This is a genomic window from Streptomyces sp. Wb2n-11 (assembly GCF_001049855.1).
Lineage (GTDB): Bacteria > Actinomycetota > Actinomycetes > Streptomycetales > Streptomycetaceae > Streptomyces > Streptomyces altiplanensis.
This window is the reverse complement of the sequence record NZ_CVPB01000001.1, coordinates 280,563-302,605: the sequence shown is the minus strand read 5'-3', so window position 1 is coordinate 302,605 and position 22,043 is coordinate 280,563. Positions and strand designations below refer to the sequence as shown.

The following is a 22,043-nucleotide window of genomic DNA, read 5'->3' as shown; positions in this document are numbered from 1 at the left end:
GGGCGCTGCGGCCGGTGCGCCGGCGCCCGGCCGGCGAGCGCCTTTGAGAGTCTCACCGAGTGCGGGCCGAGGGGTGCGGGAGCAAGATGAGCGTGAAGAGCCTCCCGGGGATCGCCATGCTGCCGGGACGCGCTACCAGCGAGGAGTGACGATGAACGAGCCCGACAAGCGGGAAAAGAGCGGCGAATCACCTCTGGAGCAGGTCACCGGCGAAAAGGACATGACACCGGAGGAGGAGCGCCGGGCATCGGAGTCCGGCCGGAGAAGCCGTGCGTCCGAGAGGAAGGGCGACGTGGACCCGGGAGCGGAAGGCGCCGAGGGCACGCGCCCGCCGAGGTCCTCATAGCCCTTCTCCGCCGGGTGCCTGGCCGGCATGTGCCTGGAGGCGGTCGGCGCACCGCGTCAGGTACAGCGCCGGCCCGCTTCCGCTGTACTCCGGACAGAGGAGGTACGCGTCGGCGGGACAGCCTCTGCCCGGCTGCCGACTCCCGCTTCGTTGCCCTGGCGCCGTCTCGTACCGATGCCGGGGCGGACGGGGCCGGCCCGGGCTTCTGCTGCCATGGAGTGAGAAGCGTCCGCACGCACCGTTGAGAAAGCCCGGGTCCCCGGAGCTGGTGTGAGAGCCGGCAGCGCGGCGGCAGACCGTCCCCGGCGGCGAATCCGTGTCCGGCCGGCACAGACCCTTTTCGTCCTGGGCGGACGAAGCGGCCCAGGATGCCGAGTTGCTCGGCCTGATGCTCGGGAGGGCCAGTGTGGCGGTCCGCAGCCATGTTGCCGCCTCTTCCACTGACATGCGGTCCCGCCCCGGCTTCGTCGCCTGCTGCGTGGCCGAGAACGGTGACTGCGGCCACCAGCCGGGTGACTGGCGCCGCGGGGGCGAACTCGCCTGACGCCTTGCCCTTCTCGATCAGCCGGGCGCATGCCGGGCCAGGACGGTGTCGGCGCCGGCTCGGGTGCTTCCGAGCTGGAGGAGCACCGGGTTACGTTCGAACAGCCGCCGGCCGATGTCCTGCAGCCGCAGTAACGCGTCCTGGGCGGAACCGCTCTTCTCTCCCGCTACGAGAAGACCGCAACCGTCTGCCTGGCGGGACTCCACACCGCAGGCTGCGGTCGTCGTCAACTCAGCGGGTGCCGTAGATCGCGGCCGCATGTGGACATGCGGTGGCCTGCGTCGCGGCGGCAGCGAGCCGCGGTGATCAGGGCAGGACATCCGCCGCGGCATCCCGGCGGGGTGGGGGACGCGGTCACAGGCTGTTCCAGCTGCGAGCTGCCTGCTGGAGTTGATCACGCAGGACGGTGACAGCCGGATTCCCCGGAACGCCGCGGCGGACGGCCAGGTACAGAGTGTTCAGCGGCGCGGCCTGGGGGTGGTGCAATTGCACCACCTTCCCCGTTTCCAGTGCGGAGGCGGCGATGTAGTGCGGCAGGACCGACAACCCGGCGCCCGCGATCACTGCTTCGAGGACGGCTCGCAGGTCGGTGACGGTCATCGCCACGGGGTTCGGCGGGCGTCGCCCGAATTCGCTGCGCCAGTATCGGCGCACTATGGGCAGATCCGAGTTGTACGCCACCACGGGGAGGTGCGCCAGGGCGGCTACCGGGTCGGTCCGCAGCCGTTCGGCACCGATGGTGTGAGCGAGCGCGGGGCAGGCGATCAGGACGAATTCCTCGTCGACGAGTGTCTGTGCCACGACAGTCGCGAGCTTGGGTCTGACGGCCGAGACGACGACGTCCAGGCGGTCGGCGGCCAGTGCGGACAGCAGGTCGTCGGCCAGCCCAAGGGTGACATCAACCCGGACCCCCGCCTGGTCAGATGGGCCAGTGCCGGCATCACCCGCAGAGTCATCAGCTCGGCGGCTCCGCCGATCCGCACTGTGCCCGTCAGGAGCGGTTGTGCGTCTCCGGAGGTCACCGCTTCGCGCAGTCCGTCCACGTGCACGCCGACGCGCGAGGCGAGCACCGCTGCCCGTGCCGTTGGCGTCACCCCTTTCGAGCTGCGCACGAAGAGCGGCTCTCCGAGCTGGCCCTCCAGTCGCGCGAGCTGACCGCTGACAGCCGGCTGGGTCACCCCCAGGCGCTGAGCCGCCGCTGACAGGGACCCTGCCCGGTAGACCTCCAGGAACGTCAGCAACAGATCAAGTCTCGGCGCACTGAAGCGTTTCTCGTTGATCACTCGCAAAGAAAACCACGCGGTGGACAACAGCAGCACCACGCCCTGTGCTACGAGCGTCAGATGACCGGCCCAGGCCGGTACCGGTTGCCGACGGGCGTTGTCCGGGGCGCCCGCCGGTGGCCTGTCGCATCCCGTGGGCCCGATGCCACGTCTGGCCACGCACGCGCGGGAGCGGCTGTCGGGCCGGCAGGCGGTTTCCTGATCCGGTGTTGTCCGACCACCCGGTCAGTGGTCGCACGGCCTGCTTACGACAGTCCCGCGGCGGGGCTTCCTCTGGTTCGGGGTGTCGCGGTCAGCGGTAGAAAAGAGACGCGGCAGAAAGAGACACCGTGCAGGAGCCGCGCGGCGAGGGGCGCATGCAGCCACGCGCCCCTCGCGGTGATGGTGCCCGGGGCCTTCAGCGGTTCGCGAGGACCTTGAGGACCCTCTGGGCGGTGGAGGTGCTGGACTGCGGGTTCTGGCCGGTTATCAGGTTGCCGTCCGCGACGACCGTGTCGCTCCACGCGGCACCGGTCTCGACGACGGCCTTCCGCTCGCGCAGCCGGCTCTCCACGAAGTACGGGGTGTTGTCGCCCAGGCCGCCCTGGCGCTCTTCTTCGTCGGTGAAGGACGTCAGAGCGCGTCCGGCGAACGTGAAGGAACCGTCCGGCCCGGTGGCGCTCAGCAGGGCGGCGACTCCGTGGCACAGGGCCGCCACGGTCCGGCCCTGCGCGTCGGCGTCGTTCAGCAGCCGACCGAGGTCGGCGTCGTGCGCGAGGTCGGCCATCGGGGCGTGCCCGCCGGGGATGTAGATCGCGTCGTAGTCGCCTGCCCGTACCTTCGCCAGGGACAGCGGAGTACCGAGCTGGTCGGCGATGCCGTCGAGGTAGGTGCGAAACCGCTGCGCGTCGCTCGGGGAGACGCCGCCGCGCTCGTCGAGGCTGAGCGCGTCGACGGTCGGCGGCACACCGCCCGGCGTCGCGATCACCACGTCGGTTCCGGAGTTGGTGAGGACCTCATGGGAGGCGGCGACCTCCTCTGCCCAGTAACCGGTGGGGTGGGCGGATCCGTCGGCCAGTACCAGGCTGTTCGCGCCCGATACGACCATCAAGACCTTCGGCATGAGTTTTCCTCCTGAACGGGAAGGTGCGGCGCTCGGCGCCGTGAGCTTCGCGGCGGTAGACCGCGGTGCCGGGACAACACCAGCATCGATGAGGAATAGTTCAGCAGCGCAGACTGCCCCATAAAATTTCTTATGGGAATGGGGCAGGCGCGGATGCCGAAGCGCGCCGGGCCTGGCGCGGCGGCCGGCCTGCGCCAAGGCCGTCACCCGCAGGTCACGCCGGGACGCCTTCCCGCGTCTGGGTGCTCCCCTTGCTCCGGTGCCGACCCGCACGGTGGAGCGGTTCCCTCCTCACGGGCGGTGGAGGGGGCGCCGGTGTGTCCGGCGGGGCCGGAGCCGATGACGAGACCTCGCGTATCCCGCTCACCCCGTCTTCTCCGGGGCGATCCCGGCGATCAGGTCCTCGACCAGGGTCTTGATCTCGTCGCGGATCGGACGTACGGCCTCGACGCCCTGGCCGGCCGGGTCCTCGAGCTTCCAGTCCAGGTAGCGCTTGCCGGGGAAGACCGGGCAGGTGTCGCCGCAGCCCATGGTGATGCAGACGTCGGACTCCTTCACCGCGTCCACGGTGAGGATCTTCGGCCTCTCCCCGGAGATGTCGATGCCGACCTCGGCCATGGCTTCGACGGCGGCCGGATTGACGGCAGTGCCCGGGTCGGAGCCGGCCGAGCGGACCTCGACGCGGTCGCCGGCCAGGTGGGTCAGCCACGCGGCGGCCATCTGGGAGCGGCCGGCGTTGTGGACGCAGACGAACAGGACGGACGGCTTGTCGGCCATGGTGATCGTTCTCTCTCGTCGCATGGCGGAACCCGGCCGCCCATGACTTCGGCCCCCGCTGGTATCAACGGTTGATGATGTGACAGTATCAGCGCATGCTGACTTCAGTCGAACCTGACGTGATCCGGGTGCTGGGCGATCCGCTCCGCCTGAAGATCGTGACCCTGCTGGCGCGCGAGACGCTCTGCACGACGCACCTGGTCGAGGAGACCGGAGCCAAGCAGACCAACCTGTCCAACCACCTGAAGGTGCTGCGCGAGGCGGGTCTGGTGGAGACCGAGCCGTGCGGCCGCTTCACGTACTACAGGCTCAAGCCGGAGGTCCTGGCCGGCCTGTCGGAGCAGTTCGCCGAGCTGGCCGCCTCCGCCCGTACCGCTGCCGAGAACAAGAGGGCCTGCCCGTGACCTCCACCGAGCCCATCACCGCCGCCCCCGGTCCGGCCGGCGGGGACGACTCGGTCGTCAAGAAGCTCTCCACTCTCGACCGCTACCTCGCCGTGTGGATCCTCATCGCCATGGCCGTCGGCCTCGGGCTCGGGCGGATGATCCCCGGACTGGGCGACGCGCTGGCGAAGGTGGAGATCGGCGGGATCTCCCTGCCGATCGCCCTCGGTCTGCTGATCATGATGTATCCGGTCCTGGCGAAGGTCCGTTACGACAAGCTCGACGCCGTCACCGGCGACCGCAAGCTGATGATCTCTTCCCTGGTCGTCAACTGGGTCCTCGGGCCCGCGGTGATGTTCGCGCTGGCCTGGATCTTCCTGCCGGACCTGCCCGAGTACCGCACCGGGTTGATCATCGTCGGCCTGGCCCGCTGCATCGCCATGGTCATCATCTGGAACGACCTCGCTTGCGGCGACCGGGAGGCCGCGGCCGTCCTGGTGGCGCTCAACAGCGTCTTCCAGGTCGTCGCGTTCGGCCTGCTGGGCTGGTTCTACCTCGACCTGCTTCCCGGTTGGCTCGGCCTGGGCGACGGCGAGCACCTGGACATCTCGATGGGGGAGATCGCCCTGAACGTGGTCATCTTCCTCGGCGTCCCGCTGCTGGCCGGCTTCCTCACCCGCCGCGTCGGTGAGAAGAAGATGGGCCGCGAAGGCTACGAGCAGCGCTTCCTGCCGAAGATCGGTCCGTGGGCGCTGTACGGGCTGCTGTTCACGATCGTCATCCTCTTCGCCCTCCAGGGCAGGACCATCACCTCCCAGCCGCTGGACGTCGCCCGCATCGCGCTGCCGCTGCTGGTCTACTTCGCGATCATGTTCTTCGGCACGTTCCTGCTCGGCAAGGGCCTGGGTCTGGCCTACGACCGCACCACGACCCTGGCGTTCACCGCCGCGGGCAACAACTTCGAACTGGCCATCGCCGTCGCCATCGCCACCTTCGGCGTCACCTCCGGCCAGGCCCTGTCCGGCGTCGTCGGACCGCTCATCGAAGTCCCGGTGCTGATCGGGCTGGTCTACGTCGCGCTTGCCTGGCGCAAGAAGTTCGGTCCCGCACCCCTGACCACGGCCCCGTGACGCAGTACGTGGATGTGGAGGTGGCCGGCGGCGGCCAGGCAGGGCTGCGGCGCTCGACAAGGACGACGTCGCGCCAGACACCGTGATGGCGTCCGATCCGCTCCCGCGTGCCGATGATCCGGAATCCGGCCCGCTCGTGGAGTGCCAGGCTCGCGGTGTTCTCGGGGAAGATCCCGGATTGGATGGTCCAGATCCCGGCCGCTTCCGCGGAGTCGACCAGTGCCTTCAACAAGGCGGCTGCGACGCCGCGATCGCGCGCAGCGGGGTGGACATAGACGGAGTGCTCGACCACGCCCGCGTACGCGCACCGGTCCGAGACCCGGCTCACGGCGGCCCAGCCCAGCACTGTCCCCTGCTCGTCGAGGGCGGCGAAGCGGTGCTCGGGCAGCTTCGCGGCGTCGAACGCCTCCCAGGACGGCGGGCTGGTCTCGAAGGTGGCGTTGCCCTCGTCGATCCCTGCCTGATAGACCGTCAGGACCTGCTCGGCGTGAACCGCCGTCAGCGGCACGACCACCGCGCTCCACGTCCCACTCGCCACTGCTTCCCCCTTTGTCCGTCCGGGCGTCAGAATGCGGTCGGCATGGCCAGCAGCTTGCCCATCGCGGCGAGGACCGACGGCTCGACCCGGTAGTACACCCAGGTGCCGCGCCGCTCGGAGGTCAGCAGACCGGCCTCCTTCAGCTTCTTCAGGTGGTGGGACACCGTGGGCTGGGAGACGCCGACGTCGGAGATGTCGCACACGCACGCTTCCCCGCCCTCGTGAGAGGCCACTGAGGAGAACAACCGCAGGCGCACCGGGTCACCGAGCGCCTTGAACATCCGCGCGGCCGTCTCGGCCTCATCGGCGGTCATCGGGCGCTCGGTCAGCGGCGGGCAGCACGGCGCCACACCCTGGTCGCCGGCCGGCTCGAGCAGCGGCAGCACCTTCGCATTCGACATGCTTCTATGTTGACATACGTCGAACCAGCGCGGGGAGGCCCCGTCACCGGCGCACGAGGCGGACGTCCGGGCGCCGGGCGGGGTGGCCCGCGTCCTGGCCCACCCCGCCCAGCGGTTTCGACGGCAGGCTGCGCCGCCACTCCAGCCCGGCGAACGCCGGCCCCGACACCCCGGCCGCGATACCCTCCCGCCGCCGAGGTCTTGGACCTCGGTGTCCAGGCGGTCGGCATGGGCCGTGGGCCGGGCAACGGCCTCGTCGTGGTGCGAATGGCGGTCCGGACCACCGCCGGGGAACGGCGCCCCGGCGGGGAGCTGTACCGGGCGGATGAGAACAGCGTGAGGCTGTCGTAGTAGCGCGGCCACGACCCGGCCGCGCGGTCGGGTGCCTCCAGCGCCATGGGCCGCGGCCCGCAGCAGGGCGTGGGCGGGGGGCAAGTCCGGACCGGCCACCGCCGATCACGACGACGTCGATGTGCTCCATCGGCAACCCTTACGATTTCGATGTCCGTCTATGTTGACGGACGTCAATGCAAGTGCCATGGTGGGTCACGCAAGCCATCGACGGATGTCAAAACAAGCAAGGAGTCGCCGTGAACGCGCCCGCCACCACCGAGCTGCCCGTCGTCGTGATCGGAGCCGGCCCCACCGGTCTGGCCGCCGCCGCCCACCTGGTCGACCGGGGCATCGAGCCCCTGGTTCTGGAGGCCGGGCCCACTGCCGGCGCCGCGGTGCGCGACTGGTCGCACGTGCGCCTGTTCTCCACCTGGAGCGAGGTCGTCGACCCGGCCGCCGAAAAGCTTCTCGCCCCGACCGGGTGGACGCGCCCCGACCCGGCCACCTACCCCTCCGGCGGCGACTGGGCCGAGCTCTACCTGCAGCCGCTGGCCGACGTCCTCGGTGACCGCGTCCGTCTCGGCGCCACCGTCACCGGTGTCTCCCGGGCCGGGCGGGACCGGATCGTGGACGCCGACCGGGACAAGCAGCCGTTCGTCGTGCACACCACCCATGCCGACGGTCGCGAGGAGCGGCTCTTCGCCCGCGCGGTCATCGACGCCTCCGGCACCTGGGCCACCCCGTCCCCGGCCGGCGGCAGCGGTCTGCCCGCCCTTGGCGAGAAGGCCGCTACGGACCGGGTGACCTACCGCATCCCCGACCTGAAGGACCCCGCCGTCCGCGTTCGGTACGCGGGCAAGCGCACCGCCGTCATCGGCTCCGGCGCCTCCGCCTTCACCGCCCTCGCCCACCTCGCCGATCTCGCGAAGTCCGACGACGGCGCGGGAACGAAGGCGGTGTGGATCCTGCGCCGGGGCATCTCCGGTTCCACCTTCGGCGGCGGCGAGGCCGACCAGCTCCCGGCCCGCGGAGCCCTCGGGCTGGCCGCGAAGACCGCCGTCGACGAGGGATACGCGGACGCGGTCACCGGCTTCCGCACCGAGGCGATCGAGCGCGACGCCGGCGGCCGCCTGGTCCTCGCCGGCGAGGACGGGCGCCGCCTGGACGCGGTCGACGAAGTGATCGTACTGACCGGCTTCCGCCCCGACCTCACCTTCCTGGACGAGCTGCGCCTGGACCTCGACGAGCGCCTCCAGGCACCGGTCGGACTCGCGCCGCTGATCGACCCCAACCAGCACTCCTGCGGCACCGTCTACCCCCACGGCCACCGCGAGCTCTCCCACCCCGAACCCGGCGTATACCTGGTCGGCACGAAGTCCTACGGCCGCGCCCCGACCTTCCTCGCCATGACCGGCTACGAGCAGGTCCGCTCCGTCGCCGCCGCGATCGCCGGTGACCTCGACGCGGCCGACCGCGTCGAACTCACCCTGCCCGAGACCGGAGTCTGCGGTGGTGCCGGCCTCTTCGACGCCCCGGAGGCCGCCCAGGCCGACGGCGGCTGCTGCGCGCCCACGCCGCAGCTCGTCCAGCTCGGTGTCCCCGCCGCGGTCGGGGCGGCTGCCGAGGAGGCCCCGGCGGGTGGTTGCTGCGGCTCGTGACCGGCCTGGGCGGCCCTGTGCGTGGGGCCGCGACCGGAGCAGGGGACCGGTCGCGGCCCCGCACCCACCCCGCCCGCCCCTGCGCCACGCAGGCCGTGAGCCGGGGCATCGTCTGCCGCGCCTCCGCCGTCCTCGGCCCGCAGTTCACCGCCACGACCGCCGGCCGGAGCGACCACCGCGGCGTTCCCACTCGGCCTCGTCGTCTCCGCCCTCGCCGGGATCCACGTCGGGCGCATTCTCGGCCGACGCGGCCCGCGCGCCGTCGTGCTCCTCGGCTCCGTGCTCGGCGCCGCCGGTCTGCTGCCCGTGGCCACGTGCAGCAGCGTCTGCGCGGTTGTCCCGGTACGGGAGCACCTCCGGGCAGCCGGCAGTACGGTAGTTGCCCGCTGCCGGGCCCGATGCGGGGGCTTGCGACCGCAGACAGCCTTCTTGAGGCGATGGCACTCGGAAGCGGTCAAGGTGGGCGACACGGCCTGGACCACGGGCACGGAAGGGAAACGGCCGGCCCCGGGGATGGTTCGGGGCGATCGGCCACCCTGCGCCCACGCGCCGTCCGCTCCGTGTTCAAGGTTGCCTGTACTGCCCAGCAGGACCCGGTGCCGGCAGGACCCGTTTCACCGGTGGTGCTTCCGGGAGTGGCCGATGCGCCCGGCTGCCGGGTGAGAGCGGGTTGGAGATCAGGGCAGGGTGAGGATGCGGGGGCCGTCCTCGGTGATGGCGATGGTGTGTTCGATGTGGGCGGCTCGGCTGCCGTCGATCGTGCGCAGGGTCCATCCGTCGGGGTCGGTGCGGTAGTCGTTGCGCCCTCCTGCCATGAGCATGGGTTCGATGGCGAGGGTGAGACCGTGGCGCAGGGGGAAGCCGCGGCCGGGTCGTCCGTGGTTGGGGACGTGGGGGTCTTCGTGCATCTGGCGGCCGATACCGTGGCCGCCGAAGTCCGCCGGCATGCCGCAGGCGGCTTTGCGGGCTACCGTGCTGATGGCATGGGAGATGTCGCCGATCCGATGGCCGACGGCGGCGGCGGCGATGCCGGCTTCCAGGGCCTGTTGGGTGGCGGCGATGAGTTCGAGGTCGGCGGGACGAGGGGTGCCGACGGTGAAGCTGATCGCGGCATCGCCGGTCCAGCCGTCGAGTTCGGCTCCACAGTCGATGCTGACCAGGTCGCCGTCGCGCAGGCGGTAGTCGCCGGGGATGCCGTGCGCGACGGCATCGTTCACGGAGGCGCAGATCACGGCGGGGAAAGGGAGCGGGGCGAAGGCGGGCTGGTAGCCCAGGAACGGAGAGCGTGCTCCGGCCTTGGCCAGAACGGTACGGGCGGCTTCATCGAGCTCGCGCAGACGGACTCCCACGGTTGCCGCCGCGCGGGCGGCCGCAAGTGCGTGGGCCACGACGCGTCCGGCTTCGCGCATCGTCTCCAGTGCCGTGTCGGTCTTGATCTCCACCATGTGTCGTGACTCCTTGAGATGCGACGCTTCCAATACTTATACCGGTATTAGTATCACAGGCGTGGTGGGAGTTCCTGAGGCCGCAAGGGCGGCAACGTGAAGAGCGCTTCAAGGCCTTGCGCCGCGAGGTCCGCGGTGACCGCGGCATGGTCGGCGGGGCAGCGGCAGCCGGGTATCTGCCGAAAACCTCCGCAGGGCCGGGGCCGGCCGAGTCCCGGCCCCGGCCTTCTTCGCCGGGACGGCCCTGATCTCCGCCCCGCCCCTGTTGCTCGACGACCTGGCCGCCACCTGCGCGGAAGACGCCGAAGGTGGCGGCAGGTCATGCCGGCGTGACCGGACGGGCGTCGACTGGTGGGGAGTGGACGTTCCCGGCGTAGTACGGCGGCGCCGGCCTTGGCCGCGCAGCCCCGGATCGCTGGACACCTCACGGCATGGTCCGGACTCTCATGTCGGCCTCCGAAGGGCTGCGAGCGTCGACCGCTGAGCGCGAGGAGCTTCTCGTGCCGGGCGCGGCGGAGCCGGCCTGGGCGCGGGCCGAAGGCCACAGGCCGGCCACCGGAGACGTGCGGCGGGTGGCGTACGAGGAGCTCTCTTCTCCCGCTCGGCACCCGACGGGCGTGCGTCGTTCTGCGGCAGTGCGGCCCCCCCCGTAGTGGGCCGACGGGTAAACCCCAACCAGCCACGGCGGTAAGGGAGTTGGCCAGTGGTCGGATTCCGGCGGACGGAGGGCGTTCCTCCCCGGAGAACTGCCGCGCGCCTGAAGGGGCAGGCGCTGGGCACCGCCCTGACCCGTGAGGTGCCGCATGGTCTCAACCGCGTACCAAGGACGGGGTTCTTTATAGAAAGATCACTCGATAGTGCATATGGGTCCCACGGAGAGGTGATCGACGGTCACACTCGAAGCGCATTGTGCCGAACACCGTCTGAACTCGCTCTTTGCCGAACGGCCGGAGCCGGGGAAAACACTGCCTTGCAGGGGGACATGCCGTGACACATCACGACGGCCGCGGGCCAGGTCTGGCCGGGGACGCCGTTGCTCTGGCGGCGGGGCTGGCCGATCTGGCGGTCTGCGGTCTGAGCAGCGCGTTGGGCGGTGTCAGCGGTCTGCTGCGCCGCGCCGACCTCGGCGAGCTGTTGGCTGACGGCCGGGAGGAGACCAAGGCGCGCGGCCGCCTGGTCCTGGACCGGTATGCGGCCACGCCGCCGGCTCACCTGGAGGTCCTCGCCCGTACCGTCACCACTCGCATCCAGACGGAGAGCGGCAGTGAGTGAACTGGACGAGCACGCCTTGCTGAAAAGCCGCGTCGACCAAGTCCTCGACGAGTTCGTCACCGCGGAAGCGCAGGCGCTGGCCGACATCGACGCCTCTCTGGGGATGGTCGCCGAGCAGATGCATGCGGCGACGGAGCACGGGAAACGACTCCGGGCGGCGTTTTGCTACTGGGGCTGGCGCGGGGCCGGCCAGCCCGACAGCGAGGCGCTGGTACGCGCCGCCGGCGCGATTGAGCTGGTCCACGCGGCCGCCGTCGTCCACGACGACCTGATCGACCGCAGCCGTACCCGACACGGCCGCCCCACCGCGCACATCGCCCTGCGCGAGGCGCTCACCGATCATGCGCGGCCGAAAGCCGGTGCCCGGGCCCTGGCCATGCTGACAGGCAACCTGCTGATGTCGCTGGCCGGCCAGCTGTTCACCACCTGCGGCCTGCCCGGGGCCTATCTGAACAGAGCCCGGCCACTGTGGGGGGTGCTGGCCCGTGAGCTGGTGGCGGGGGAGTGCCTGGAGATCCTGCGCACCGGCGCCGAGCCGGACCCGGACGCCTCGGTGAAAGTCGTCCGCTACAAGACCGCCAAGTACACCGTCGAACACCCCCTGCACATCGGCGGCCTCCTGGCCGGCGCCCCGCCGCGGCTGCTCGAAGCGTACAGCGACTACGGCCTGCCGCTGGGCGAGGCGTTCCAGCTGCGCGATGACCTGTTGGGCCTGTTCGGCGACCCCGCACGAACCGGAAAGAACCCGGCCGACGACCTGATCGGCAACCGGCCCACCGCCCTGATGGCCCACACCCTGCGGTCCGCCGCCCCGGGGGAGCGCCGCGAACTCCACCACCTGCTGGGACAGGGAAAACCGAGCGAGCGGCAGGTGGAGCGGGTACGGGAGATCGCTCGCCGCACCGGAGCCGTCACCCGCGTCGAAGACATGATCACCGCCCGGCTGCGTGCAGCCCGCGAGGCTCTGGCCGACGCCGGCCTGACCGCCGAAGCCCACCACGCCCTGTCCGGCCTGGCGACATTCGCCGCCGCTCGCCACCACTGACCGCCGCACCCCCGGGAGCAGCACCGATGACCTACACCCAAGCATCCATGGACGCCCTGCGGCCGGCCGGCGACGAACTGGCCGACGCGACCGTGGCGACACTGCTCGAGCGCGGCGAGGTGGGCAAGTTCAACACCCTCATGCGGTACGTCTCCACCGTCGGCCAGGAACTGCCCGAGGGCCTGCCGGACGTGGCCCACCAGTACCTGCACGAGACCAGCACGCCGCCCGCCTGGGTGGACTGGAGTGAGATGGAAAGGGCCCGGCTGTTCTTCATCGACAACAACGTGCACATCTCCACCGCCCTGTCCTTCGCCTCCATGCCCGCCTGCTACGTCCTGCCGCACGTGGCGAAGCTGCTGTCGGCCACCCATTCACTGAAGTACCCGTCCAAACGGATGGCGGAGACCGGGCAGTTCACCGTCTATCTCATGCAGCCCGACGCGTTCGAGGCCGGCAGCCGCTTCATCCCGGCCGCCCAGAAGGTCCGCCTGCTGCACGCCTCCATCCGCCACCATCTCAGGCGCGAGGACCACTGGGACATCGCCGGCCTCGGTACACCGATCTGTCAGGAGGACATGATCGGCGGGCAGATGATGTTCTCCATCCAGGTCCTGGACGCCCTGCACCGCCTGGGCATCCACATGAGCACCGAAGGCGCCGACGCCTACTACTACGCCTGGCGGGTCGTAGGCGCCATGCTCGGCGTCGACCAGAACCACGTGCCCAAGGACCTCAGGGCAGCCCGGGAGTTCTCCGACCTGTACATGACCCGGCACATGGGCCCGTCCGAGGAGGGCGCCCAGCTCACCCGCCAGCTCATCGACCTCTACGAGGAAGTCGTCCCCGGTACCTTCTTCGACCCCGTCGTCGGCGCCCTCATCGGCGACACCTGCGCCGACTGGCTCCAAGTACCCCGCACCCCCTGGGACACGGCGGTCAAAGCCGCCCCCGCCCTGCTCAATGTCTTCGAGACGGTCGAGGACAACTCCCCACTCGGAGCCTGGGCCCTGGACCGTCTGGGCCACTTCACCACCCTCTTCGAACTCAGCTCTCTCACCCGCGGCCGCGTCATGCACTACGCCATTCCCGAGCAGCTCAAGAACGACTTCGGAGTCAGCAGCACCATCCCGCCCAAAAGCCGCTGGACTCCGCCCCCGGCAACCATCAGCGGGTAGGGAGGCCGGTCAGGAGCCGGGGCGGGAGGTCTGCCGCACATCGTCGCCGGGGCGCCGGAGTTCCGCGGAAGGCGGTGAGCGAGTCCTCGTACGCCCGGACGCTCCAGCCCGACGCGAAGCCGCAGCGGTGTCGTTCCCCGGCGGAGCGGCCGACCATCGGTTTTGCGGCGGCTTGCAGCCAGAGGATCATTTCGGCCGTTCCCCGGAAGTCTTCTCGGGCGGCGCGGATGTTCCCGTGGTGCGACAGCACTGGGCGGCGCGCGAGTGTGTCAGGCCGGCAGGGCGGCAATCCAGTCGGTCAGGAGACGGCTGACTTCGGCGGGACGTTCTTGCTGGATCCAGTGGCCGCAGCCGTCGAGGATGTGGGAGGAGACCAGCCCCGGCAGCGTGACCGGGTACGCCTCGATCGCGTCGGCGAGCCAGGCCGTGGAAGCGTCCAGGCCGCCGCCGATGAACAGGGACGGCTGAGTGAGGGGAGCGCCGTCGAAGTCGGCGAGGTCCTCCCAGTCGCGGTCCATGTTCCGGTAGCGGTTGAGCGCTCCGGTAAAGCCGGTGCGTTCGAATTCCTCGGCGTAGACGTCGAGGTCCCTCTCGCTGAGCCAGGCGGGCAGCCTGCCGGAGGGGAACCGGTCGCGCAGCGTCCCGGCCCCGGTGACGAAGTGCGGATCGGGAGCACCGGGTGCGGGCATCGTGTCGGCGGACAGGGCGGCGTAGAAGCCCGCGAGCCAGCTCCGTACATCGGGTTCGATCTCGGCCTCAGCGCGGCCCGGTTCCTGGAAGTACGAGACGTAGAACTCCTCGTCCCCGCCCATCCGGGCGAAGACCTCGCTGGGACGGGGCCCGCCGCGCGGGGTGTAGGGGACGCTCAGCAGCCCCACCGCCCGGAAGACCTCCGGTCTGAGGAGGGCTGAGTTCGCGGCGATGGCCGCGCCCCAGTCGTGGCCGACGACCGTCGCCGACTCCTCGCCCAGGGCGTGCACCACCGCGACGTTGTCCTCCACCAGATCGAGCATCCGGTACGCATCCGTCGCGGCCGGCTTGGAGGAGCGGCCGTAGCCGCGGACATCAACGGCGACCGCGCGGTATCCCGCCGCCGCGAGGGCCGGCAGCTGATGGCGCCAGGAGTACCAGGATTCCGGGAAGCCGTGTACGAGCAGCACCAGCGGTCCGGTTCCCTGCTCCGCGAGATGAATCCGGCCTCCCGGCGAGGAAACCAACCGATGTGTGATCTCCGCTGCATGGTGCGGCATACGTTCTCCTCCGGCGTCTCGGGTCCGCTCGTTCTTCGGAGCTTCGAGCAAGGCAGGACCGGCATAGGGGTCACCCAGCTGTCGGAGTCGCTTCGTGCTGAGCCGGGCCCCGGGCTACCGCCCGTGCCACCTCGTCTTCGTTCTTGCCCGCTGTCTCCTTCCGGCCTGCCTCCCATCGACAGTCTGCACGGCGTGATCCACTCATATGTGAGTTCCGACGATGCTGCAGTCGCGATAACCGGGGTGCGGGCCGGCGCGGACGTGGTCCGCGACATGTACGGCCGGCGGCTCGACCGGATCGACAAGGGCGCCGGGGACTTCGCCACCGCCGCCGATGTGGAGGCCGAGAAGGCGATCCTCGACGCCATCCGCACCGCACGGCCTGATGACGCGGTACTCGGGGAGGAAGGCGGGCAGCAGGGCGCCGCCGGAGCTCTGCGTCAGTGGCTGGTGCATCCCCTGTGCGGCACACTGAACTGCGCCGTCGGTACCATGCTGGTGGCCGTCAACGTGGCGCTGCGTATGGGGCGGCGGCGGTGGTCGATCCGCTCAGTGGCGAGGTTTTCGTCACTGACGGGACGGTCGCCCGGGTACGGTGTGGCGGGGCCGAGGACGCACTGCTGACGCCCTCGCCCGCTACTCGACTGGTGGACGTCAACCTGGATCCGCCGTTCCCGGGTGCGCCCGGATTCCGGGCCGTGGATCTGCCGGCCCACCCTGGTTTCGTCGAACGTTTCCGGCCTCGGGTCGTGTCCACGACGCTGGCGCTGGCTGGGTCGCTGCCGGCAGGCGCGCCGCGTATGTCACCGATGGCGGAGACCTCTCCAGCAGCGTGCACTTCGCGACCGGCATCGCTTTGTGCCGGGCCGCCGGCTGCGTTGTCACCGGGATCGACGGTGCCCCGCTTGATGAGGCAGGGCGTGGGCTTGTGGCCGCCGCCGACGAAACCCACGGGCTGCTGATGTCGATGATGCGCAGCCGAAGCCAGTGCTGTGACCCCATAGTGCTGTGACCGCACGGAGTTCGCCGGGCTGGGCCGGGCTGGGTCGGACTGCGACGTGGAGGGGCCTGCCGCCCCAGCGGACGCCCTTCTCCCTGCGGATCCGGCAACGGTTGCCGCAGGGCCGGCCGGGGAGGGGACAACCCAGTCCCTCCCGGACGACCGGTACCCGCGCGGCCCAGTCGGCGAAGGCACACCCGGTCGCGAAGAAGACGGCATTCACCGCCCGGCGGGTACGGGCGTAGTTACGTAACTGTCGCTTTCCTCCGTACAACTCTCGTCTCCCGCCCGCCGTCTATTAAGCAAAACGTGAATCACGTGCGCATGAGGAAGGGACAACGGTGAGGAACATAACCCGACGAGGAGTCGTCGCAGCCGGAATTACCGCGCTGATGGCCCCGCTCACTGCAGCCGTGGGGAGTACGCCGGCCCAGGCCGCGTCGTGCACCACGCAGACCGGGGCCTACCAGAAGCAGGTCGAGAAGTTCCTCGGACGCCCGGTGGACGGAAGGCAGTCGGCCGCCGACTGCAAGGCGATCAAGGCATTTCAGACAAAGCACTCCATCAGCCCCAATGCCGGACTGGCTGGTCCGATCACCTGGGGCGTCATGGACCTGATGAACCGGCAGAAGGCCGTGGGGAAGAACCCGAACAGGGCGGGCAGGTGCCCGACGAACAAGGGCCGTATCGCCTGCGTCGACCTGACGCTCCAGCTCAGCTGGGTCCAGGACGGCAAGGAGCTGGCGTACGGACCGGTCCCGGTGCGCACCGGACGCAACGGGTACGAGACCCGCACCGGCCTGAAGAAGGTCTACTGGCGCAACATCGACCACGTCTCCAGCCTGTACCACGTGCCGATGCCGTACAGCCAGTTCTTCGACGGTGGTCAGGCGTTCCACTCGGCCGGCATCAGCGTCTGGGCCCCGCCCGGCTCGCACGGGTGCGTCAACATGACCAAAACCGACGCTTCGAAGTACTGGAGCATGCTCCGCAAGGGCGACGACGTCTTCGTCTACGGCCGCAAGCCCGGCACCTGAGCCGCCTCACGCGCAGTGGTGGAACGCTCCTTTCGGTCATGGTGACGCGGCGGTCGCTTTTATCGACCGTTTCGCCTTTTTTGCCCGTATTGGGCGGGGTGTCCGCAGGGGCATGCCGCTGTCGCAGGACGCCGAGCGGGAAAGGGGGCTCCGACGTGCCGATGGCGCGCCCACTCCGGAACCCCTGTCCCGCTCGGCGGCATTCCGTGCAAGCCCGCCCACTGTCTGATCGGCCGGAGCCCGCACTCGCGGGCGGGTGCCGGGACCGCCGACGAACACGGCTTCGGTATCGTCCGGTACGGCTCCGACGCGCGTACGCCGGCCATTGCCCGCGAGACCGGTCCTGCCTGGAACAACCGCAACCTGCAGGAGACGGCGGGCCACCTCCGCTCACCGCTGTTCTTCGCTCACGCCCGCGCCTCGATGGGGACGGCCGTGCAGCAGGCCGATCGCCACCCCTTCCGCCGCGGCCGGTGGATGGGGATGTACAAGCAGGCCAGGTGAGGCCGACGTTGATGGTGTCCCGGACCGGGCGTGACCGCCGCCTGGCAGATGCGCCCCGCCTCTGATGCCCGAGCACGTCCCCGTACCGGTTCCGGGGCATCCGCGCCGTAGGGTGGCGCCGGCCGAGGCGGTCGCCTTCACGATGCCGGCCGGCCTCAGGCCCCTCGATCCCTTCTCCGGGCAGGCGACGCCGTGGACGGCTGAACGCACGAAGTGCGACTCGATGGTTCCGGCCTGAGCGGGACCCGTTGGGTCGCCGGACGGACCTTCGCCCGGTTCCAGCAGTTCAAACGGCTCCGGATCCGCTACGAGATACGCGCTGGCCTCCACCTCGGCCCGCTCCAACTCGCCTGCAGAATCGTCTCTCTATGGTGTGATTCTCGCGCCTGGTCCCCGCTGGGGAGCGTGTAGGCCGCCGCGCAGTGCGGCCGGGGCGGCGGCGCGGGACAGGGGGCGCTGACCTGTGCGACCGATCCGGGCCGTGGGCGACCGCGGCTTTGCGGTTCGTCAGTCGTTGAGGACGTCGCCGAGGCCGGAACCTGCCGCGATGCCGTAGTCCCCCGGGTTGAGGACGTCCGCGCCGTTGGCCGCCAGCCCATTACTCGTGCCGTGGAGCTGCCGGATGGCTCCGCTGCCGGCGTTGTTGTAGGGGTTCTCGTACGGTGCGGAGACCGCGAGGTCCGCTTTGCCGTTGCGGTTGAAGTCGGCAAGACGGACCTCGGAGCCGAAGAAGTCGTCCGTCTCGGCTGCCCCGGGGACTCCGGAAGTGTTCTGGCTGACGTAGACCCGCTTGCTCGTCAGCCAGGCGGAAGACCCGAAGGTGATCAGGACGGCCCCGGCACGCTTGTGGCCGTTGATCGTCTTCTCGGACATGCCGACGGCCGGGTCGCGGTACCCGTCACCGTTGAAGTCGTCGGCGAGTTCGGACGGCGCCGCCGAGACGGGGCCTGCGGCCATGGTGAGCAGCCCGCCCGTCAGGGCAGCCGCGACGGCCGTCGCGAGGACGGTACGCAGGTGTTGTTGCAAGGCGAATTCTCCTGCTGCAGGAAAGGACACCGGACCGGCATCCTCCGGTGATCGATGAGGCGAGCAGGCACTCGCCCCGGGCCGGTTCACGCGCCGGGGCGCATGGCGCACAGTGAACACAGGACCTGCGGCAGACTCGAAAGGTTGCACGAGATGCCGCACCACTTCGATCTCTGTTCGGCGCGTCAGGGCCTAGGGTGCGCATCAAGTCGTGATCAATGACTGGTTCGTGCGAGGTTCTTGATCCAGATCATGGAGGCACGGAGACGGAGTCCGACGAGGTGGCTCTCCCGGGAGGATGGTCATAGCGGGTGGCGATGCCCCGCCGGGCCTTCGGCCTGTTGGACAGGCGCTCGGCGGTGTTCCTCTCCTCGGTGGAGGTCGCCGTCGTGCCCGACGGGCCGCCCGTCCTTGCCGCCCTTCTTCCTCCGGTTGGCAGCCTGGTCCTTCTTCTCCGGGACGACTGCCCTGATCTGGCGCTTGCGCAGATAGGCACGGTTGCCACGGGACGAGCAAGCCTTGTCTGCGGCGACCGCACCCGGCCGGGCGCGGGGACGGCGCCGGACGCGACGTCGCTCTCCCCTGCGGGGGCGGGTCCGGTGCCCTGTCCGTCTTGTCCTTCCGGCGTGCCCCTTTTCACCGGGCCTTCTCTTCCTCGACCGCATCCTTCTCCAAGGCGGCGAGCAGGTCCGGAGCCAGGTGCATCCCAGCGGCGTCGTGGTGGACCCGGGCGGTGGTGGAGTCCACGCTGACCAGGGACAAACCCCCTTGCCCTCGCCGCACGGCCTGCGCCATCACCCCCTCGGCGGAGCTTCGAAAACGCCGGCGCCCCCCACTTCCGGAAGCGGTTGTGCACGGTCGGCCAGACACCGGACTCCGCCGGCATCTCCCGTCACTGCCCGCTTGTCCGAAACCGCCGGGTCACGCCCTGGAACTGCTGCCGCAGCCGCTCGGGATACGGGCCGTACACGCGGATCGGCGAGTACGGCCCGACGTATTCCCAGCCCCCGTCCGTCAGTCGCGCACGCGTCATGCGCTGCGAGCTGCTGGGATCCGCCCTCGCAGCGAGGACGGATCCCAGAACTGATCACGACTCGATACGCGACCTAGGGTCATACTGGTCGGGCCCCGATCCTCCACAGAACGATTCCATGGCCAAGAACAGCAGCTCTTCGACCATCGCCCCCGACACCGCGTGGCTGGGACGCGGGCGCCACCTCGGGCCCGAGCCCGAGCAGGACGTCCGGCGCAACCTGATCGCCCTCAAGGCGGCCGGGGTGCTCGACGACTTCCTGGACCTCGACCCCGTCGAGGCCGCCCGCTCCACCGTCCTGCACCCGCGGGACGAGTCCGCCGACCCCGGTCCGTCGGCCCGTCGCCTCTTCGAGGCCCGCTGGCGCGTGGCCGACGGCGTCACGGTGCGTGCGCAGTTGACCACGTACGACTCCGAGACCCGCCGCAAGGAGAACGAGGGCGTCACCTGGGTCCTCGCCGCCGAGGCGGAGCTGACGTGGGACCCGCGGTGGCCCTCGCCCGCCACTATGTTCTGGCCCGACAGCGGGCGGGTTGCCTGGGACCACGACACGGTGCCGGGCGTACGCCTGCGGGCGGCGAACCACCTGCCGAAGGACGACGACGAGCTGCGCCACCTGTTGCGGGACTGCTCCCGTAAGAGCTGGTTCGTCCATGTCGTGGTGCACGAGGCGATGACGCCGGACGCGAGGGGGCAGCAGCCGGTCTCCACGTTCCTGCCGCCGAGCCTGCGGCACCGGGTGGTCGAGCACCGGGGCACACCGGAACAGGCGCAGATCGCCGACTTCGCGATGAAACGGGAGTTGAACGTGCGGATGCCGCGCGGTGGCGCCGTCGTCCTGCCCGCGGAGCCGCGGAGCCCGGATTACGACGCGGAGCGTTTCACGGTGCGAACCGTCTTCCTGGACGGCTCGGAACCGACGGAACTCCTCGACGTCATCAAGGAGTTCGCCGCGCTGCCTCGGCCGCTGTCCGACGAAGCCGAGCGGGCCCTGACGCGGCTGCGCCGAGGCTGGCACCTGCTGACCCCGGACGAGGAGCTGGAACATGCCCAGGGCATGGCCGTCAAGTACGCCGAGGCGCTCGACGCCATGACGAAGTCCTGTGACCTCTACCGGGAGGCGGCCGAGGCGGCGCATGCCGCGCTGGCCGAGGCGACCGGTGGCGACGGTGTACCCCGGCCGCCCTCACCGGATGCGGTCAAGGCGGGCGGCTCACCGCTGAACGCCCTCACGAAGGCATTCGGCCGTTTCCGGGACCCGAACAAGTAGGGTGCGCCGACGTCGTTCCTCCGGCCCGCTCCAGGGCCTCCCGCGGAGCGGTTTGCCGCACAAGGGGACGACGGAGGCTTCGGCCGGCCTGAAGGCGGCCCTTGTCCGGCGCGGGTCCCGGAACCTGTGCGCGAAGGTCCTGTGGGCCATGTCCTGGCGGGCATGGCCCACACGGCCCGGAGGAGCTGTCGTTACCTGCGGCGACGCGGAATCCGGCCACACCATCCCCGAACGTCTCGGCCGGCGCAGACACCGGCAGAGCCGAGGTTCCCGAAGCGGCCGGCCCACCGGCTTCGACCGCGAGCGCTACAAGAAACGCAACACCGTCGAACGAGTCGTCAACCGCCTCAAAGGCTTCCGGGCCGTCGCCACCCGCTGCGAGAAAGGTGCCCACATCTACTTCGGGACCGTCACCCTCGCAGCCCTCGCGATCCGGCTCCGCACATGAGCCGAGAAACAGGGCCTGGTGGTCGTCGCCCCCGGCTCAAGAGGCGCGACGGGCTTCGAGATACGCAAGGTCCGCAAGGCGCAGGGTATGTGAAGCCCCGCGCCGAGCGGGGCTGACCGGCGTGTGTCCCACGGCCCCATCCGTCGGGACGCCCGGGGTGTGGGGAGTGCCGGTGCCGGATTCGCTTCCGCTGCCGGCATGAGCCGGGCGTCGGATCCGGTATAGCCCCCGTGGCCGCTGGGCCGGGCTCCGCATGCCCTGACCCGCGTGGTGGAAGTGGCGTCGGCGGTCGCCGTCGGCGCGGTGGTCAGGAGGCCGCGCGGGACGCGTAGGCGCGGATGTCGGCGTCGGGATCGGTGGTGGCCGTTGCGAGGGCGGTGCGGGCTTCGGCGTCGGCGTGGTGGGGGAGGAGGAAGAGGACGGCGGCCTTGCGGACATCCGCGCGGGGATCGGTCAGGGCCTTGGCGGGAGCGGGGACGGCCTGGGCGGGCGGCGCCGCCCGGAGGGCGGTCGCGGCGCCGGCCCGGACCTGCCAGGCGGGATCGTCGAGGGCGTCCTCGGCCGACGCGGCGTAGCGGGGAGGGCGGCCGGTGGTGGCCAGCGCGGCGCCCCGGACGAGCGAGTCGGCGTCGTCCAGCAGCGGGTCGAGCGGTGCCGGGACCGGAGCGTGCACAGCCGCGAGGCCGCGTGCCACCGCGACCCGGACCTCGCGGGCCGGGTCGGCGGCGGCCACCGAGAGTTCCGTGACCGCGTCCACCGATACCAGGGCCCGGACGGCGGTGATGCGGACCTCGATGTCGGTGTCGGCGAGCGCGGCGGTGTGCACCCCGGCGTCGCCCAGCCGCAGTGCGCGCAGCACGTCGAGCGCGGCGGCCCGGACCTGCGGCGCGGTGTCCCGCAGGCACTCGGCGAGCGCGGTCGTTCCTGGCTGCGTTTGCAGCTACCCGGCCGCCACCGGCACCCTGCACGCCCTTTGCCCGTGCGCCGGGCCGGAGCCGGCCTGGGCCCGGCGCCGGTGCTGCTCCCACCCGGTCGACGCC

Annotated in this window: 16 protein-coding genes and 6 pseudogenes; 11 read left to right on the top strand and 11 right to left on the bottom strand. The window is 70.7% G+C overall.

Annotated features, from left to right (window positions below; all coding sequences use genetic code 11):
- Window positions 1–1,244: 1,244 nt before the first annotated feature.
- The 4 genes from BN1555_RS39925 to BN1555_RS01060 all read right to left on the bottom strand — a co-directional run bounded on the left by BN1555_RS39925 (window position 1,245) and on the right by BN1555_RS01060 (window position 4,052).
- Window positions 1,245–1,751 (bottom strand): substrate-binding domain-containing protein, encoded by a 507-nt coding sequence (locus BN1555_RS39925; RefSeq protein WP_255306347.1) that lies wholly within the window; start codon window positions 1,749–1,751, stop codon window positions 1,245–1,247.
- A complete protein-coding gene (locus tag BN1555_RS39920; protein ID WP_255306346.1) occupies window positions 1,655–2,173 on the bottom strand; it encodes a LysR family transcriptional regulator in 519 nt (172 codons plus the stop codon). The genes BN1555_RS39925 and BN1555_RS39920 overlap by 97 nt, the downstream gene beginning before the upstream one ends.
- 397 nt (window positions 2,174–2,570) lie before the next feature.
- Window positions 2,571–3,275 carry a type 1 glutamine amidotransferase domain-containing protein gene (locus BN1555_RS01065; protein ID WP_093797048.1) on the bottom strand — a complete coding sequence of 235 codons (705 nt, stop codon included), beginning with the start codon at window positions 3,273–3,275 and terminating at the stop codon, window positions 2,571–2,573.
- A 363-nt stretch (window positions 3,276–3,638) separates the two neighbouring features.
- Complete coding sequence (locus tag BN1555_RS01060) at window positions 3,639–4,052, bottom strand: arsenate reductase ArsC (protein WP_093797046.1); 414 nt, start codon at window positions 4,050–4,052, stop codon at window positions 3,639–3,641.
- A gap of 95 nt (window positions 4,053–4,147) precedes the next feature.
- On the opposite strand from BN1555_RS01060, the gene BN1555_RS01055 reads away from it, so the two are divergent.
- Together BN1555_RS01055 and arsB are read left to right on the top strand one after the other, a co-directional pair.
- Window positions 4,148–4,456 carry an ArsR/SmtB family transcription factor gene (locus BN1555_RS01055; RefSeq protein WP_093797044.1) on the top strand — a complete coding sequence of 103 codons (309 nt, stop codon included), beginning with the start codon at window positions 4,148–4,150 and terminating at the stop codon, window positions 4,454–4,456.
- Window positions 4,453–5,565 (top strand): ACR3 family arsenite efflux transporter, encoded by a 1,113-nt coding sequence (gene arsB / locus BN1555_RS01050; protein ID WP_093797042.1) that lies wholly within the window; start codon window positions 4,453–4,455, stop codon window positions 5,563–5,565. Before BN1555_RS01055 ends, arsB begins: the two co-directional genes overlap by 4 nt.
- Window positions 5,566–5,602: 37 nt before the next feature.
- On the opposite strand, the pseudogene BN1555_RS01045 reads toward arsB, so the two are convergent.
- Both BN1555_RS01045 and BN1555_RS01040 read right to left on the bottom strand, forming a co-directional pair.
- Window positions 5,603–6,079, bottom strand: a pseudogene (locus BN1555_RS01045) (N-acetyltransferase family protein); the annotation flags it as partial.
- Window positions 6,080–6,129: 50 nt separating this feature from the next.
- Window positions 6,130–6,504: an ArsR/SmtB family transcription factor gene (locus tag BN1555_RS01040; protein ID WP_093803079.1), complete on the bottom strand. Its 375-nt coding sequence runs from the start codon at window positions 6,502–6,504 to the stop codon at window positions 6,130–6,132.
- 590 nt (window positions 6,505–7,094) lie between these two features.
- On the opposite strand from BN1555_RS01040, the gene BN1555_RS01030 reads away from it, so the two are divergent.
- Entirely contained in the window at window positions 7,095–8,495 is a 1,401-nt protein-coding gene (locus tag BN1555_RS01030) for an NAD(P)-binding domain-containing protein (protein WP_093797038.1), read from the top strand.
- Window positions 8,496–9,172: 677 nt separating this feature from the next.
- Here the strand turns inward: BN1555_RS01030 and map are convergent.
- Complete coding sequence (gene map / locus BN1555_RS01020; protein ID WP_093797034.1) at window positions 9,173–9,940, bottom strand: type I methionyl aminopeptidase; 768 nt, start codon at window positions 9,938–9,940, stop codon at window positions 9,173–9,175.
- Between the two features lie 987 nt (window positions 9,941–10,927).
- On the opposite strand from map, the gene BN1555_RS01010 reads away from it, so the two are divergent.
- From BN1555_RS01010 to BN1555_RS01000, 3 genes are read left to right on the top strand one after another with little or no spacing between them, the layout of a single operon-like run.
- Complete coding sequence (locus tag BN1555_RS01010) at window positions 10,928–11,212, top strand: polyprenyl synthetase (protein ID WP_093797032.1); 285 nt, start codon at window positions 10,928–10,930, stop codon at window positions 11,210–11,212.
- Entirely contained in the window at window positions 11,205–12,257 is a 1,053-nt protein-coding gene (locus tag BN1555_RS01005) for a polyprenyl synthetase family protein (protein WP_255305811.1), read from the top strand. Before BN1555_RS01010 ends, BN1555_RS01005 begins: the two co-directional genes overlap by 8 nt.
- Window positions 12,258–12,283: 26 nt before the next feature.
- On the top strand, window positions 12,284–13,435 hold the full coding sequence (locus BN1555_RS01000; RefSeq protein WP_093797028.1) for an oxygenase MpaB family protein: 1,152 nt from the start codon (window positions 12,284–12,286) through the stop codon (window positions 13,433–13,435).
- A 269-nt stretch (window positions 13,436–13,704) separates the two neighbouring features.
- On the opposite strand, the gene BN1555_RS00995 is transcribed toward BN1555_RS01000, so the two are convergent.
- Window positions 13,705–14,685, bottom strand: a complete 981-nt coding sequence (locus BN1555_RS00995) for an alpha/beta fold hydrolase (protein WP_093797026.1) — start codon at window positions 14,683–14,685, stop codon at window positions 13,705–13,707.
- A 192-nt stretch (window positions 14,686–14,877) separates the two neighbouring features.
- Between BN1555_RS00995 and BN1555_RS00990 the strand changes: the two are divergent.
- The 3 genes and pseudogenes from BN1555_RS00990 to BN1555_RS39905 form a co-directional block, all read left to right on the top strand.
- Window positions 14,878–15,697, top strand: a pseudogene (locus BN1555_RS00990) (inositol monophosphatase).
- A 329-nt stretch (window positions 15,698–16,026) separates the two neighbouring features.
- Window positions 16,027–16,722 carry a L,D-transpeptidase gene (locus BN1555_RS00985; RefSeq protein ID WP_093797024.1) on the top strand — a complete coding sequence of 232 codons (696 nt, stop codon included), beginning with the start codon at window positions 16,027–16,029 and terminating at the stop codon, window positions 16,720–16,722.
- Window positions 16,723–17,451: 729 nt separating this feature from the next.
- A pseudogene (locus BN1555_RS39905) lies at window positions 17,452–17,637 on the top strand (hypothetical protein); the annotation flags it as partial.
- A gap of 96 nt (window positions 17,638–17,733) precedes the next feature.
- Here the strand turns inward: BN1555_RS39905 and BN1555_RS00980 are convergent.
- Complete coding sequence (locus BN1555_RS00980) at window positions 17,734–18,252, bottom strand: FG-GAP repeat protein (RefSeq protein ID WP_093797022.1); 519 nt, start codon at window positions 18,250–18,252, stop codon at window positions 17,734–17,736.
- Window positions 18,253–18,467: 215 nt separating this feature from the next.
- Window positions 18,468–19,285 (bottom strand): annotated as a pseudogene (locus BN1555_RS00975) (hypothetical protein).
- Window positions 19,286–19,403: 118 nt separating this feature from the next.
- Between BN1555_RS00975 and BN1555_RS00970 the strand changes: the two are divergent.
- Together BN1555_RS00970 and BN1555_RS39900 are read left to right on the top strand one after the other, a co-directional pair.
- Complete coding sequence (locus BN1555_RS00970; protein ID WP_093797020.1) at window positions 19,404–20,555, top strand: hypothetical protein; 1,152 nt, start codon at window positions 19,404–19,406, stop codon at window positions 20,553–20,555.
- A gap of 292 nt (window positions 20,556–20,847) precedes the next feature.
- Window positions 20,848–21,003 (top strand): annotated as a pseudogene (locus BN1555_RS39900) (IS5/IS1182 family transposase); the annotation flags it as partial.
- Window positions 21,004–21,310: 307 nt separating this feature from the next.
- Here BN1555_RS39900 and BN1555_RS00960 read toward each other — a convergent pair.
- Window positions 21,311–21,931, bottom strand: a pseudogene (locus BN1555_RS00960) (HEAT repeat domain-containing protein); the annotation flags it as partial.
- Between the last annotated feature and the right edge of the window lie 112 nt (window positions 21,932–22,043).